Below are 14,512 nucleotides of genomic sequence, written 5' to 3'. Positions count from 1 at the left end.
CGGGCATCATCGTTTTGACCTGTGTCATGCGCCGCGACGCCGGCACGACGAAGACCGCCCCCCGTGACGACACCCGACCCGACCACGACGCTGCGCGCGGCACGCCGCCTGGCCTGGGTGGCGCTGGCGCTGCTCGGCAGCGGCTGCGCGTCGCTGCAGCAGCCGAGCGCGCCGCCGCCGGCCGACCCGGTGCCCGCCGCGTGGACCGCGCCGGTGCCCGCCGCCGCGCCGGCCGACCTCGCGCAGTGGTGGACGCGCTTCGGCGACCCGGCGCTGCCCGGCCTCGTCGCGCAGGCGCTGCAGGCGAACACCGACATCGACGTCGCGCAGGCGCGGCTGCGCCAGGCGCGCGCGGCGCGCGATCTCGCCGCCGCCGGGCTGCAGCCGCGCTTGGGCGCGAGTGCCTCGGCGCAGGGCAACTGGAGCGAAGCCACCGGCCGCACCACCGAGAGCTGGCGCACCGGGCTCGACGCGAGCTGGGAGGCCGACCTGTGGGGCGCGGGCGCGGCCGGCGTGCGCGCCGCCGACGCGACCGAGCGCGCCGGCGCGCTGACGCTCGCGCAGGCGCGCGTGAGCGTCGCGGCCGAAGTCGCGCTCACGCTGCTGCAGCTGCGCGGCACGCAGGCGCGCGAGGCGATCGCGCGGCGCAACCTCGCGAGCCAGCAGCAGACGCTGCAGATCACGCGGTGGCGCCGCGACGCGGGGCTGGTGACCGAGCTCGACGTCGCGCAGGCGCGCACCGCGGTCGAGCAGACGCGCGCGCAGCTGCCCGCATTGGCCGGTGCCGCCGAGCAGGCGATGAACGCGCTCGCGGTGCTCACCGGCCGCGCGCCCGGCGCGCTGCATGCCGAGCTGGCGGCGCGCGACGACGCCGTGCCGCCGTCCGTGCCCGCCGACCTCGCGGTGGCGTTTCCGGCCGACGTGCTGCGCCAGCGCCCCGACGTGCAGGCCGCCGAGCGGCGGCTCGCCGCCGCCGCCGCGCGCGTCGAGCAGGCCGACCTGCAGCGCCTGCCGGCCTTCACGCTCGGCGGCTCGATCGGCCTGAGCGCACTGAGCCTCACCGCGCTGGGCAGTGGCGCCGGCGTCGCGTCGCTCGCGGCCAGCGTCAGCGTGCCGGTGTTCGACGCCGGGCGGCTGCAGGCGCAGGTGCGCCAGCAGGAGGCCGCGCGCGACGAGGCCGCCGCGGGCTATCGCGCCGCCGTGCTCGCCGCGCTGCAGGAGGTCGAGGACGCGCTGGTGTCGCTGGCGCGCACGCGCGAGCAGCTCGCCGCGCAGCAGGCCGCCGCCGCGTCGGCACGCCGCGCCGCCGTGCTCGCCGAGCAGCGCTACGCGAGCGGGCTGGTCGACTTCCAGAACGTGCTGCTCAGCCAGCGCACGCTGCTCGCCGCCGAAGACGCCGTCGCCGCGACGACGACCACGCTCGCCACCGCCCACGTGCGCCTGTACAAGGCGCTGGGCGGCGGCTGGACCCCCGAACCGACACCGACCGCCTCGCGATGAACACGCCCGCCCGTGACGCCCCCGACACCGACGCGCTCGACGCCCTGCTCGGGCCGGGCGGCGGCCGCACGCGCTGGTGGCACCGCCCCGGCGTGTGGATCGGCGCCGTGCTGCTGGCGGTGGCTGCCGCGGGCGCCTGGTGGTGGCTCGGCCAGCGCCAGGCCGCGTCGGCGCCGCAGTACCAGACGCAGCCGGTCGCGCGCGGCGCGCTGACGGTGACCGTCACCGCCAGCGGCACGCTGCAGCCGATCCGCCAGGTGGCCATCGGCAGCGAGCTGTCGGGCACGGTCGCGCGCGTGCACGTCGACGTCAACGACCGCGTGAAGAAGGGCCAGGTACTCGTCGAGCTCGACGACGCGCGGCTGCGCGACCAGGTCGCCGCGTCGCGCGCCGCGTTGGCCGCTGCCGAGGCCGCGCTCGCGCAGGCGCGCGCGACCGCCGCCGAGGCGCGCGACACGCTGGCGCGGCTGCGCGACGTCAGCCAGCGCAGCGGCGGCCTCGTGCCGTCGGCGGCCGAGCTCGACGCCGCGCAGGCCGCGGCCGCGCGCGCCGAGGCCAACGTCGCCAGCGCGCGCGCCGGCGTCGAGCAGGCGCGCGCGACGCTCAGCAGCAACGAGACCAACCTGCGCAAGGCGTCGATCCGCTCGCCGATCGACGGCGTCGTGCTGTCGCGCGCCGTCGAGCCGGGCAACGCGGTGGCCGCGTCGCTGCAGGCGGTCACGCTGTTCACGCTCGCCGAGGACCTCAAGCAGATGAAGCTGCAGGTCAACGTCGACGAGGCCGACGTCGGCCAGGTGCGCGAGGGGCAGGCGGCCAGCTTCACCGTCAGCTCGTACCCGAACCGCCGCTACCCGGCCAAGGTCCTGCGCGTGGGCTACGGCTCGACGGTCAAGGACAACGTCGTCACGTACCTGACCGACCTCAGCGTCGACAACGACGACCTGTCGCTGCGCCCCGGCATGACGGCCACCGCGACGATCACGACCACCGAGCGCACCGACGTGCTGCTCGTGCCGAATGCGGCGCTGCGCTACTCGCCGCAGGCGGCGGCTGCCGCGCCACGCGCCGGCGGCGGCAGCAGCTTCGTCTCGAGCATGATGCCGCGCCCGCCCGGCGCCGGGCAGCCGCCGCGCCGCGCCGGCACGAACATCGCGCAGGTGCGCCAGGTGTGGGTGCTCGAGGGCGGCCAGCCGCGCGCGGTGCCGGTCAAGCCGGGTGCCAGCGACGGCCGCCAGACCGAGGTGACCAGCGACGAGCTGCAGCCCGGGATGGCGGTCATCGTCGGCCAGACCACGGGCGCGGCGCGATGAGCGAGGCCACGGCCGCCCCGGCGACCTTCACGCCGCTGATCCGCCTGCGCGGCGTGACCAAGGTCTACGGCAGCGGCTCGGCCGCGGTGGCCGCGCTGCGCGGCATCGACCTCGACATCGACGAAGGCGAATTCGTCGCCATCATGGGCCCGAGCGGCTCGGGCAAATCGACCGCGATGAACATCCTCGGCTGCCTCGACACGCCCAGCGCCGGCGCCTACCTGTTCCGCGGCGTGCCGGTGCAGCGCATGGACCGCGACCAGCGCGCGCTGCTGCGCCGCCGGCACCTGGGCTTCGTGTTCCAGGGCTTCAACCTGCTGCCGCGCACGACGGCGCAGGAAAACGTCGAGCTGCCGCTGCTGTACCGCGGCGCGCCGCGCGCCGCGCGCCACGCCGCCGCACGCGAGGCGCTGGCCGCGGTCGGCTTGGCCGGGCGCGAGCACCACACGCCGGCCGAGCTGTCGGGCGGGCAGCAGCAGCGCGTCGCGATCGCGCGCGCACTCGTCACGAACCCGACGGTGCTGCTCGCCGACGAGCCCACCGGCAACCTCGACACGCAGCGCGGGCGCGAGATCATGGACCTGCTCGCCGGCCTGAACCGCGAGCGCGGCATCACGGTGCTGATGGTCACGCACGAGCCCGACATGGCCGCCTACGCGCGGCGCGTCGTGCGCTTCCGCGACGGGCGCATCGACAGCGACCGCGCGCAGGCGCCGCTGGACGCCGCCGCGGCGGAGACGCGCTGATGTGGTGGAACACGCTGCTGCTGGCGCTGCGCGAGATCCGGCGCAACCTGCTGCGCTCGTTCCTGACGATCCTGGGCATCGTGATCGGCGTCGCGGCGGTGATCACGATGGTCACGGTGGGCCGCGGCGCGACGCAGGCCGTGCAAGACCAGATCACGAGCCTGGGCACCAACCTGCTGATGGTGCGCCCGGGCCAGCGGCTGGGCCCCGGACGCGACGCCGCCGGTGCGCCGCCGTTCCGGCAGGCCGACGCCGAGGCGATCGCCGCGCAGGTGCCCGGCGTGCGCAGCGTCGCGCCGCAGGCGGCCACCGGCGCGGTGGCGGTGTACGGCGCGCGCAACTGGTCGACCGTCGTCCACGGCACGACCAATGCCTACTTCGAGACCAACAACTGGACGCTGGCCGACGGCCGCACCTTCGAGGAGGCCGAGCTGCGCGCCGGCAGCGCGGTGTGCGTGATCGGCGCCACCGTGCGCCGCGAGCTGTTCGGCGCCGAGGAGCCGGTGGGCTCGCGCCTGCGCGTGCGCAACGTCAGCTGCGAAGTCATCGGCCTGCTGCGCAGCAAAGGCCAGGCCGCGATGGGCATGGACCAGGACGACGTCGTCGTGATGCCGATCAACGCCGTGCAGCGGCGGCTGACCGGCAACCTCAACGTCGGCACGCTGCTCGTCTCGATGGACGACGGCGCCGACGCCGAACGCGTCAAGGCCGACCTCACGCGCCTGCTGCGCGAGCGGCGCAAGCTCGCCGACGGCGACGAGAACAACTTCAACGTGCTCGACACGCAGCAGCTCGCGCAGACGCTGTCGAGCACGACGCAAGTGATGACGACGCTGCTCGGCGCCGTGGCCGCGGTGAGCCTGCTCGTGGGCGGCATCGGCATCATGAACATCATGCTCGTCAGCGTGACCGAGCGCACGCGCGAGATCGGCATCCGGCTCGCCATCGGCGCGCTCGGCCACGAGGTGCTGCTGCAGTTCCTGATCGAGGCCGTCGTGCTCGCCGCGCTCGGCGGGCTGGTGGGCATCGTGATCGCGACCGCCGCGTCGATCGCGCTGACCGGCGTGATGGGCGTGCCGTACCTGTTCGACCCGGCGATCAACGTGCTGTCGTTCGCGTTCGCCGCGGCGATCGGCGTGCTGTTCGGCTACTTCCCGGCGCGCCGCGCCGCGCAGCTCGACCCGATCGAGGCGCTGCGGCACGAGTAGACCGCCGGCGTCGGCGTGCAAAGCATTGCAAATTGAGCGTGCGCCGCTCAACGTGCAACCATGCTGCCCCGCCAGGCCGAGCCCACGCTGCAGGAGCGTCTGCGCTGCTTCCCGGCCGTGGTGCTCGTCGGTCCGCGGCAGGTGGGCAAGACCACGCTGGCGCGCGCCGTCGCGGCGCGCTACCCGGGGGCGGCCTTCTTCGACCTCGAACGCGAGTCCGACCGCGCCGCGCTGCGCCAGCCCGAGCTGCTGTTGCCCACGCTGCGCGACCGTCTCGTCGTGCTCGACGAGGTGCAGCTGGCCCCCGGGCTGTTCGCGGCCCTGCGGCCAGAGATCGACGACGACCGACGCCCGGGGCGGTTCCTGCTGCTGGGGTCTGCGTCGGGCGGGCTGCTGCGGCAAGGCGCCGAATCGCTGGCCGGCCGGGCGGCTACCGTCGAGTTGACGCCCTTTCTCGCGTCGGAACTGCAGCCCGACTTGCCGGCGCTGCAGTCGCGTTGGCTGCGCGGCGCACACCACCGTCGGCCGGTACCTGGACACGCTGGTCGACGCGTTGATGGTGCGCCGCCTGCAGCCAGTGCTGCCCAACGCGGGCAAGCGGCTCGTCAAATCACCGAAGGTGTACGTGCGCGACAGCGGGCTGCTGCACGCGTTGCTGGGCATCACCGACGTCGCCGCGCTGCAGGGCCACCCCGTGGCTGGCGCATCGTGGGAAGGATTCGTCGTCGAGCAGGTGGCCGGCGCGGTGCCCGCCGACGCGACGCTCGGCTTCTACCGCACCGCGGCGGGCGCCGAGATCGACCTCGTCGTCGAGCACCGCGGCCGGCGCGTCGGCTTCTGGCAGGCGCTGGAAGACCTGCGGCTGGAACGCGCGTTCGTCGTGGCGCCCGTGGCGCGGCGCTATCCGCTCGAGCCCCGCGTCGAGGTCGTGGGCGTGAACGATTTGGCAGCTGCCTTGGCCGGCACCTGACCCCGCCGGCTTTCAGACCGGCCGGGTGGCCGCAGGCGTCGCAGACGCGGCCTTCGGCAGGCGTTGGACGACCTGCAACCGCCGCGCGTCTTCGCGTCGTTCGGGCGCCAGCGCCTCGTGGCGATGGCGCTGGCACTGCGCGTCGAGGGGCCACGCGTGATGGACCCGGCCAAGGCCCGCGGCGCCGACCGCGCCGTGCGACGAGTGACGCGTTTCGTCGGCGCGCGGCACAGCCGGTCGGCCGCGGGTGACGCGTTTGGTCAGCTGCTGCGCATCCGGGCGCGCCGCCGCGTGAGCTGCGTCACGAATGCGCCCGCACGCCGGGCTGGCACGGCCTTCGCATGAAGCGAGCCGTCCCTGTCCTTCACCCCCATCGCAAAGGAGCGATTCATGAAGCGAGTGCAACAAGGTTTCACGCTGATCGAACTGATGATCGTCGTCGCGATCATCGGCATCCTGGCCGCCGTCGCGCTGCCGGCCTACCAGGACTACACGGTTCGCTCGCGTGTGTCGGAACTGGCGATCCAAGCGTCGGGCATGAAGGCGACGGTCGGTGAGAACATCGCCAATGCAGGCACGAGTCTGCCCTTGGCTTCCGGCGCATGTGCCGGTGTAACGAACATCAGCACTGATACGAAGAATACTGCCGCCAGCACATGCAACGACACCACCGGAGTCATTACCGTCACCGGTACGGCGGCTGCCAAGGGCGTGCAGTTGACGTACACACCGACGCTTACGGCTGAGGGGGTGATCGACTGGCGGTGCTCGACGGCTGCGGCAAACTTCAAGTACGTGCCTGCTGAATGCCGTAACGCGACCGGCACCTGATTGACGGCAACGATCGACCACAAAGCAGATGGGGCCCCTTGGGGCCCCATTTGTATTTCTACCGTTCCGGCTCCTGTACCCTCATGCGCGTTCCGACAATTCGCCATGGTGTCTATGCCTGTCTTGTGCTCGTTCCGTTGCTGCTGAGTGTCGTGAGCGGCGTGAGGCCATACGACACGGCGCGCATCGCGCAACTGGGGCTGGCACTGATTTGTGCCGTGGCGCTGACATCGCCGTCAGCCACGGCCCGCCCCCTTGGAGTGTGGTCTGCTGGCACGGTGGCCGGGGCAATCGGTGCCGTCGTGCTCGGGCTCGCGTCGACCGCACTTGCCGCTGTGCCGTCGATGGCCTGGCGCGAGGTCGCGGTGATCGCCGGCTGCCTGTGCATTGCCGCCATCGTCGCCAGACACCAGGGGCGTCGCGATGAGTTCGTGCGCACCGTGGTCGTCGCGTCACTGTTGTACGTCACGGTGGTCTGGCTGCTCGTGGCAGCAATCCACGTCAGCGGGCAACCGCTCGAACGCGCCGAGCTGTTCGTCGGCTACGACAACTACCGCTTCTTCAACCACGTCCAGACGGTGGCGCTGCCGTTGCTGGCACTTGGCACGGCGCTGTCGGCATCGGGGCGGCGCTGGCGTGCCGCGGCCGCAGCTGCTCTTGTCGGCGGTTACGCACTGCTGATCGCGACGGGGGGTCGCGCGACACTGATGGCTCTCGGTGTCGGGTTTGGATCGGCCGTGCTGCTGTTCGGTCGTGCCGCGTGGCCGCTTTTGCGTGCGACCGTGTTTGCTGCAATCGCGGCGGCGCTGCTCTACGTCTTGGCGTTCGGCGTACTGCCCGCCTGGACCGGCGCCACCCCTGATGCCGCCGAGGCTTACCACGGCGCTCGCGAAAGCAGCGTGCACGCACGCTATTACTTGTGGGACATTGCCCTGCAGCAGGTGGCACGATCGCCGTGGCTGGGCGTTGGACCAATGCACTTTGCCCACGAAGTGAATCTCAAGGCGGCGCACCCGCACAACGTCTATCTGCAGGTGGCGGCGGAATGGGGGTTGCCGATGCTCGCGCTGCTGCTCGTCGCCGCCGTGCTGGGACTAAGGCGACTTGCGGCGGCCGCGCGCAGGTCCAGCGACATGCCATTCCGACTGGAAGGCATCGCACTACTGACGACGTGGATCGCGATTGCCGTCGATGGCGCCTTCTCGGGCAACTTCGTGATGCCGGTATCCCAGGTTTGGATCGCCTTCGTGGGCGGTTGGACCGTGGCGTGGATGCGGGGAACACAGGCGGACGCGGATGCCGCGCCGATTCGTCACGGTGTCGAGCTCGTGCGGCGACCGCTACCGTGGATCGCCCTCTTGCTGCTGGTCTGGCTGTTGTGGGAGATCGCGCCCGAAGTGCGCGACCTGCGGCAGCACCTGCAGGTACAGATCGAGAGGTTTCCGCCTTCACCCAGGTTGAGCCCCCGCTTCTGGGTTCATGGCTGGTTTTAGCCAGCCGCCGGCCCGCACGAGTGAGATCAGGCTGCGCTAACCTGAATTCATGCTGCTGTGCCACGCCACCCTCCCCGACGGCCGCACCGGCATCGACCTCCTCGTCGAGCACGGCCGCATCGCCGCGGTCGGCCCGAACCTGCAGGCCCCGCCTGGCGTCGAGGTGATCGACGCGGCCGGCTGGCTCGTCAGTCCGCCGTTCGTCGATGCGCACTTCCACCTCGACTCGGCGCTGACCTACGGCACACCGCGCGTCAACCGCGCGGGCACGCTGCTCGAAGGGATCGCGCTGTGGGGCGAGCTCAAGCCGCAGCTGACGCAGGACGCGATCGTCGAGCGTGCGCTGGCCTATTGCGACTGGGCGGTGGCGCGCGGGCTGCTCGCGATCCGCTCGCACGTCGACGTGTGCGACCCGCGGCTGCTCGCCGTCGAGGCGCTGCTGCACGTGCGCGAGCGCGTCAAGCCCTACCTCGACCTGCAGCTCGTCGCGTTCCCGCAGGACGGGCTGCTGCGCTCGCCCGGTGCGCTGGCGCAGCTCAAGCGAGCGCTCGACCTCGGCGTCGACGTCGTCGGCGGCATCCCGCATTTCGAGCGCACGTCAGCTGACGGCGCCGAGAGCGTGCGCGTGCTGTGCGAGCTCGCGGCCGAGCGCGGGCTGCGCGTGGACATGCACTGCGACGAGAGCGACGACCCGATGAGCCGCCACATCGAGACGCTGGCGTTCCACGCGCAGCGCCTCGGGCTGCACGGGCGCGTCGTCGGCTCGCACGTCACGTCGATGCACTCGATGGACAACGACTACGTCGCCAAGCTGATCCCGCTGATCGCCGAGGCCGGCGTCGGCGTCGTCGCGAACCCGCTGATCAACATCACGCTGCAAGGCCGCCGCGACACCTACCCCAGGCGCCGCGGCATGACGCGCGTGCCCGAGCTGATGGCCGCCGGCGTCACCGTCGCGTTCGGCCACGACTGCGTGATGGACCCGTGGTACCCGCTCGGCAGCGCCGACATGCTCGAAGTCGCCGCGATGGGGCTGCACGTCGCGCAGATGACGGGCACCGACGCGATGCGCGCGTGCTACGACGCCGTGACGGTCCACGCGGCGCGCCTGCTCGGGCTCGACGGCTACGGCCTCGAACCCGGCTGCCGGGCCGACTTCTTGCTACTTCAGGCGCGCGACCCGGTCGAGGCGATCCGCCTGCGGGCGACACGCCTGCTCGTGGTGCGCGCAGGCGAGGTGATCGCCCGCTCACCGGCCGCGGCCAGCACGCTGCACCTGCCCGGCCGGCCGGCGACGGTGGACTTCACGCGGCCGCGCTGAAGGCACGGCGGCCCGCCTCCCGCTCGGCGGGCGCGCGGGAGGCGATCGCTAGAATCGGTTACACGCGACAACCCGACGGACGGACCCAGGCATCCATGAAGCTCATCGGCTCACTGACCAGCCCTTACGTGCGCAAGGTGCGCGTCGTGATGGCCGAGAAGCGCCTGGACTACCACTTCATCGTCGAGGACCCGTGGGCCAGCGACGCGGTGCTCAAGTCCAACCCGCTCGGCAAGGTGCCCTGCCTGGTGATGGAAGGCGGCGAGGCCGTGTTCGACTCGCGCGTCATCGTCGAGTACGTCGACACGCTGTCGCCGGTGGGCAAGCTGATCCCGCCGTCGGGGCGCGAGCGCGTCGAGGTGCGCACCTGGGAGGCGCTGGCCGATGGCCTGCTCGACGCCGCGGTGGCCGCGCGCATGGAGCAGACCTGGTCGGGCCGGCGCGACAGCGAGCGCTGCCAGGCCTGGATCGACCGCCAGATGAGCCGCGTGCACTCGTCGCTGAAGGCGATGAGCCTGGGCCTGGGCGACCGTGCGTGGTGCGCCGGCGGCAACCACCTGTCGCTGGCCGACATCGCGGTCGGCGTCGCGCTCGGCTACCTCGACTTCCGCTTCGCGCACATCGACTGGCGCACCGACTACGCGAACCTGAAGAAGCTCTACGACAAGCTCGCCGCGCGGCCGAGCTTCGTCGATACCGCGCCGCCGGGCATGGCGCCGGTGGCCTGAGCGCGCGGCCCGTCAGGCCACGGCCACTTCGTCGCTGCGGCGCACCTTGATGCCACCGGCGACCGGCGCGGCCGCGGGCGGCGTGCCGGCCGGTGCGAACGTCGCCGCATCGGCCAGCGGCCAGTACAGCCGGTACACGTTGTGCGGCCAGTCGGCCTCGCCGCGCACCGCCGCGAGCAGCTCGCCCGGGCGCACCTGCGGCAGCAGGTTCGCGAGCAGCCGCACCTCGCTCCTGCTGACGCGGCGCACGATGTGCGTCGTGCGGAACTCGCCCGGGTGCGTGAGGCCCGCGGCCTGCGTCAGCTCCTTGAGCGCCTCGAGCGTGCTCTGGTGGAAGCGCCAGACGCGCTCGGCCTTGTCGGGGACGACGAGCGCGCGCTGGCGGCGCGCATCCTGCGTCGTCACGCCGGTCGGGCAGGTGCCGGTGTGGCAGGTCTGCGCCTGGATGCACCCGAGCGCGAACATGAAGCCGCGCGCCGAGTTGCACCAGTCGGCGCCGAGCGCCATCGCGCGCGCGATGTCGAACGCGCTGACGATCTTGCCCGACGCGCCGAGCCGCACGCGATCGCGCAGACCCAGCCCGACGAGCGTGTTGTGCACGAGCAGCAGCCCTTCCTGCAGCGGCGCGCCGACGTGGTCGCTGAACTCGAGCGGCGCCGCGCCGGTGCCGCCCTCGGCGCCGTCGACGACGATGAAGTCGGGCGCGAGGCCGGTGGCGAGCATCGCCTTGCAGATCGCGAACCACTCCCACGGGTGGCCGACGCACAGCTTGAAGCCGACCGGCTTGCCGCCCGACAGCTCGCGCAGCCGATGCACGAACTGCAGCAGCCCGATCGGTGTGTCGAACGCGCTGTGCCGCGCCGGGCTGACGCAGTCGACGCCCACCGGCACGCCGCGCGCGGCGGCGATCTCGGGCGTGACCTTCGGCCCCGGCAGCACGCCGCCGTGGCCGGGCTTGGCGCCCTGGCTGAGCTTGACCTCGACCATGCGCACCTGCGCGTCGGCGGCCTGCGCTGCGAAGCGCGCGGGGTCGAAGCGGCCGCGCGCGTCGCGGCAGCCGAAGTAGCCCGAGCCGATCTCCCAGATCAGGTCGCCGCCGTGCACGCGGTGATGGGCGCTGATCGATCCCTCGCCGGTGTCGTGCGCGAAGCCGCCCTTCTTCGCGCCGGCGTTGAGCGCGAGGATCGCGTGGGCGCTCAGCGACCCGAAGCTCATCGCCGAGATGTTGAACACGCTCGCCGCGTACGGCTGCGTGCAGCCGTTGGCCGCGTCGCCGACCGGCACGCGGAAGTCGTGGCTGGCGAGCACCGTCGGCACCAGCGAGTGGTTGATCCACTCGTGGCCGTCGGCGTGCACGTCGAGCTGGGTGCCGAACGGGCGCTTGTCGGGCTGGCCCTTGGCGCGCTGGTACACGAGGCTGCGCTGCGTGCGCGAGAACGGCGTCGCCTCGTTGTCGCCCTCGATGAAGTACTGCCGGATCTCGATGCGCACGAACTCGAACAGGAAGCGCAGGTGCCCGATCACCGGGTAGTTGCGCAGCACCGCGTGGCGCGACTGGCGCACGTCGCGCCAGCCCAGCGCCACCAGCGCGGCACCGGCGAGCGCCGGCAGCGCGGGGCCGCCGGCGGCCCACCACAGCGCACCGGCCAGCGCGAGCCCGGCGCTCGCGAACCAGGCGCCGTAACGCAGCGGCAACAGCGAGTCGACGCGGGCGAGCCAGGCGTGCATGCGGCCTCCGGGCGCAGTGACGGTGCGTGCAGCGTAGGCGCGCGCGGCGCCGGCGACGGCGCGAAAAGACCGGCGTCGCGGTGCCAGATCGCGGCGGGCGGTGTCAGCGCGCGAAGAAGTCGAGCAGCGCCTGCGCCGTCTCGGCGGGCCGCTCTTCGGGGATGAAGTGCCCGGCCGGCATCGCGTGCCCGCTGACGGTGCCGGCGCACTGCGCGCGCCACAGCGCCAGCGGGTCGAACAGCCGGTGCACGACGCCGCGCTCGCCCCACAGCACGAGCAGGTCGCAGGCGATCTGCTCGCCGCGCTCGCGCGACGCGCGGTCGTGCTCGAGGTCGATGCCGGCGCTCGCGCGGTAGTCCTCGCACGCAGCGTGGATCGCGTCGGCGCGCGCGAAGCAGCGCTCGTACTCGGCCAGCGCCCTCGGCTCGAGGTGCGCGAGGCCGCCGCTGCCCCAGCCGCCGAGCTTGGCGTGCAGGTAGAACCGCGGGTCGGCGCCGATCAGCCGCTCGGGCAGCGGCGCCGGCTGGATCAGGAAGAACCAGTGGTAGTAGGCGCGCGCGAACGCCATGTCGGTGGCGACGTACATGTCCAGCGTCGGCGCGATGTCGATCACCGCGAGCCGGGCCACCGCCTGCGGGTGGTCGAGCGCGAGGCGGTGCGCGACGCGGCCGCCGCGGTCGTGGCCGGCGACGAAGAAGCGCGCGTGGCCGAGCGAGTGCATCAGCGCGACGACGTCGGCGGCCATCGCGCGCTTGCCGTAGGCGGCGTGGTCGGCACCGCCCGGCGGCTTGGCCGAGTCGCCGTAGCCGCGCAGGTCGGGCAGCACGAGGCGGAAGTGCGGCGCGAGCCGGCGCGCGACGCGGTGCCACATCGCGTGCGTCTGCGGGAATCCGTGCAGCAGCACGAGAGGCGGCGCGTCGGCGCGCCCGCCGGTGCGCGCGAACAGGCGCACACCGTTGACCTCGTACTCGCCGGCGTCGAAGCCGTCGAACCAGCCGTCAGCGTCCATCGTCGGCGTCCTTCAGCGCGAGCGCGCGCCCGTACAGCGCGTTGCGCGGCGCGCCCGTCACCTGCGCCGCGATCGCGACCGCCTGCTTCAGCGGCAGCGCCGCCAGCAGCGCCGGCAGCCAGCGCAGCGCCTCGGCCAGCGCCGGTGACGCCGCGTCGTCGCGCGGCACCGGCGCGCGCGCGTGCAGCACGAGCACGAACTCGCCGCGGCGGCGGTCGGCGTCGGCGGCGAGCCAGCCGGGCAGCGCGCCGGCGGGCATCGTCGCGACCGTCTCGAACTGCTTGGTCAGCTCGCGCGCGATCGTCAGCGGGCGCTGCGCGTCGAGCGCGGCCAGCGCGCGCGCGAGCACCTCGATGCGGTGCGGCGCCTCGAACGCGACGACGCAGCCGTCGTCGGCGTGCAGCGCCTGCAGCCAGCGCTCGCGCTCGGCGCCCCTGGCCGGCGCGAAGCCGGCGAAGCGGAAACCCTGCGCGTGTGCGTCGCCGGCGGCGCTGAGCGCCGTCGTGACGGCGCTCGCGCCGGGCAGCGGCAGCACGCGGTGGCCGGCCGCACGCGCCGCCGCCACCAGCCGCGCGCCGGGGTCCGAGACGGCCGGCGTGCCGGCGTCGCTGACGTAGGCCACGCGCTCGCCGCGCGCGAGGCGCTCGACGACGGCCGCAGCCGCGGCCTGCTCGTTGTGCTCGTGCAGCGCGAGCAGCGGCTTGTCCAGGCCGAGGTGGCGCAGCAGCGCGCCGCCGACGCGCGTGTCCTCGCACGCGACGGCGTCGGCGAGCGCGAGGGCGTGGATCGCGCGCAGCGTCAGGTCGGCGAGGTTGCCGATCGGTGTGGCGACGACGTACAGCGTCGCTGCCGGATACTGCTGCGCACCGGCGGCCTCGGCGGCCGCGCGCTTCAGGGTGGAGTCGATGCTCAAGCGACGGACGACCAGGCAGGTGGGCGACGCGGCCGAGGCGCTGGCGCTGGCGCACCTGCAGCGCGAGGGCCTGAGTCTCGTCGCGCGCAATTATCGGGTCGGCGGCGGCCCGCACCGGCCTGCCGGCGAAGTCGACCTGATCGTGCGCGAGCGCGACGGCACGCTGGTCTTCGTCGAGGTGCGCGCGCGCCGCGACGCGTCGCACGGCGGCGCGGCGGCCAGCGTCGGCGCGGCCAAGCAGCGGCGGCTGATCCGCGCGGCGCAGCACTTCCTGCTGCGCTGGCCGAGCCCGCCGCCGTGCCGCTTCGACGTCGTGGCCGTCGACGGCGAACGCATCGAGTGGCTGCGCGGCGCGTTCGACGCCGGTGCCTGAGCCGCGCGATGCCCCCGGGCTTGGCGCGGGCGCGGCGCGGCCCCAGAATCGGCCGCGAGGCATGTGCCTCGCTGGTTCGGAGGTGCACGTGATGAAGGGTCTCCCGCATTGGATCGTGGCGCTGGCGCTCGCCGGCGCGAGCGGTGTCGCGCTGGCCGGGATGGGCTGCGACGACAAGATGGCCGACGGCCTGCACGACGAAGTGCCGCCGCCGAAGGCCGCCAAGGCGACGACGCCGGCGCGCGACGCGCGTGCATCGACGGCCACGGCCGCGACGACCCGCGCGCCGGCGCGCGCCGACGCGAAGGTCGTGCAGGCGACGAAGTAGGCATCACCCGCGTCGCCGCGTTCGAGGCCGCCGGCGGGACACCCCGCGGCGGCC

The 14,512-nt window shown here is 73.5% G+C and carries 15 protein-coding genes and 1 pseudogene; 13 read left to right on the top strand and 3 right to left on the bottom strand.

All coding sequences use genetic code 11. The features are described 5' to 3' along the window. The first annotated feature begins 63 nt into the window (after positions 1–63). From MOJ79_RS00190 to MOJ79_RS00135, 11 genes and pseudogenes are all read left to right on the top strand, one after another. Complete coding sequence (locus tag MOJ79_RS00190) at positions 64–1,500, top strand: efflux transporter outer membrane subunit (protein ID WP_241922330.1); 1,437 nt, start codon at positions 64–66, stop codon at positions 1,498–1,500. After that, on the top strand, positions 1,497–2,810 hold the full coding sequence (locus tag MOJ79_RS00185) for an efflux RND transporter periplasmic adaptor subunit (RefSeq protein WP_241922329.1): 1,314 nt from the start codon (positions 1,497–1,499) through the stop codon (positions 2,808–2,810). Before MOJ79_RS00190 ends, MOJ79_RS00185 begins: the two co-directional genes overlap by 4 nt. Continuing rightward, positions 2,807–3,556 (top strand): ABC transporter ATP-binding protein, encoded by a 750-nt coding sequence (locus tag MOJ79_RS00180; protein ID WP_241922328.1) that lies wholly within the window; start codon positions 2,807–2,809, stop codon positions 3,554–3,556. The genes MOJ79_RS00185 and MOJ79_RS00180 overlap by 4 nt, the downstream gene beginning before the upstream one ends. Beyond that, complete coding sequence (locus tag MOJ79_RS00175) at positions 3,556–4,764, top strand: ABC transporter permease (RefSeq protein WP_241922327.1); 1,209 nt, start codon at positions 3,556–3,558, stop codon at positions 4,762–4,764. Before MOJ79_RS00180 ends, MOJ79_RS00175 begins: the two co-directional genes overlap by 1 nt. Positions 4,765–4,824: 60 nt before the next feature. Continuing rightward, positions 4,825–5,172: pseudogene (locus MOJ79_RS00170) on the top strand (AAA family ATPase); the annotation flags it as partial. A 148-nt stretch (positions 5,173–5,320) separates the two neighbouring features. Beyond that, on the top strand, positions 5,321–5,734 hold the full coding sequence (locus MOJ79_RS00165) for a DUF4143 domain-containing protein (protein ID WP_241922326.1): 414 nt from the start codon (positions 5,321–5,323) through the stop codon (positions 5,732–5,734). Positions 5,735–5,857: 123 nt separating this feature from the next. Beyond that, positions 5,858–6,079 (top strand): hypothetical protein, encoded by a 222-nt coding sequence (locus tag MOJ79_RS00160; protein ID WP_241922325.1) that lies wholly within the window; start codon positions 5,858–5,860, stop codon positions 6,077–6,079. Positions 6,080–6,124: 45 nt separating this feature from the next. Next, positions 6,125–6,565, top strand: a complete 441-nt coding sequence (locus MOJ79_RS00150; protein WP_272885345.1) for a pilin — start codon at positions 6,125–6,127, stop codon at positions 6,563–6,565. Positions 6,566–6,648: 83 nt separating this feature from the next. Beyond that, on the top strand, positions 6,649–8,058 hold the full coding sequence (locus tag MOJ79_RS00145) for an O-antigen ligase family protein (RefSeq protein ID WP_241922324.1): 1,410 nt from the start codon (positions 6,649–6,651) through the stop codon (positions 8,056–8,058). Positions 8,059–8,107: 49 nt separating this feature from the next. Continuing rightward, positions 8,108–9,379, top strand: a complete 1,272-nt coding sequence (locus tag MOJ79_RS00140; RefSeq protein ID WP_241922323.1) for an amidohydrolase family protein — start codon at positions 8,108–8,110, stop codon at positions 9,377–9,379. A gap of 95 nt (positions 9,380–9,474) precedes the next feature. Beyond that, positions 9,475–10,107, top strand: coding sequence for a glutathione S-transferase N-terminal domain-containing protein (locus tag MOJ79_RS00135; RefSeq protein WP_119355239.1), 633 nt, complete (start codon positions 9,475–9,477; stop codon positions 10,105–10,107). 12 nt (positions 10,108–10,119) lie between these two features. Here MOJ79_RS00135 and MOJ79_RS00130 read toward each other — a convergent pair whose 3' ends face one another. The 3 genes from MOJ79_RS00130 to rsmI form a co-directional block, all read right to left on the bottom strand. Continuing rightward, a complete protein-coding gene (locus MOJ79_RS00130; RefSeq protein ID WP_241922322.1) occupies positions 10,120–11,835 on the bottom strand; it encodes an FMN-binding glutamate synthase family protein in 1,716 nt (571 codons plus the stop codon). A 103-nt stretch (positions 11,836–11,938) separates the two neighbouring features. Beyond that, on the bottom strand, positions 11,939–12,844 hold the full coding sequence (locus tag MOJ79_RS00125; protein WP_241922321.1) for an alpha/beta fold hydrolase: 906 nt from the start codon (positions 12,842–12,844) through the stop codon (positions 11,939–11,941). Beyond that, positions 12,834–13,757, bottom strand: a complete 924-nt coding sequence (rsmI, locus tag MOJ79_RS00120; RefSeq protein ID WP_241922320.1) for a 16S rRNA (cytidine(1402)-2'-O)-methyltransferase — start codon at positions 13,755–13,757, stop codon at positions 12,834–12,836. The genes MOJ79_RS00125 and rsmI overlap by 11 nt, the downstream gene beginning before the upstream one ends. On the opposite strand from rsmI, the gene MOJ79_RS00115 reads away from it, so the two are divergent. After that, positions 13,750–14,130 carry a YraN family protein gene (locus tag MOJ79_RS00115; protein ID WP_119293129.1) on the top strand — a complete coding sequence of 127 codons (381 nt, stop codon included), beginning with the start codon at positions 13,750–13,752 and terminating at the stop codon, positions 14,128–14,130. The genes rsmI and MOJ79_RS00115 overlap by 8 nt on opposite strands. Before the next feature lie 91 nt (positions 14,131–14,221). Next, the gene (locus tag MOJ79_RS00110) at positions 14,222–14,458 is read left to right on the top strand and encodes a hypothetical protein (RefSeq protein WP_241922319.1); all 237 of its coding nucleotides are present in this window, start codon (positions 14,222–14,224) and stop codon (positions 14,456–14,458) included. Positions 14,459–14,512 lie beyond the last annotated feature (54 nt).

Source organism: Calidifontimicrobium sp. SYSU G02091 (genome assembly GCF_022631395.1).
GTDB lineage: Bacteria > Pseudomonadota > Gammaproteobacteria > Burkholderiales > Burkholderiaceae_C > Calidifontimicrobium > Calidifontimicrobium sediminis.
This window is presented reverse-complemented; position numbering and strand designations above follow the sequence as displayed.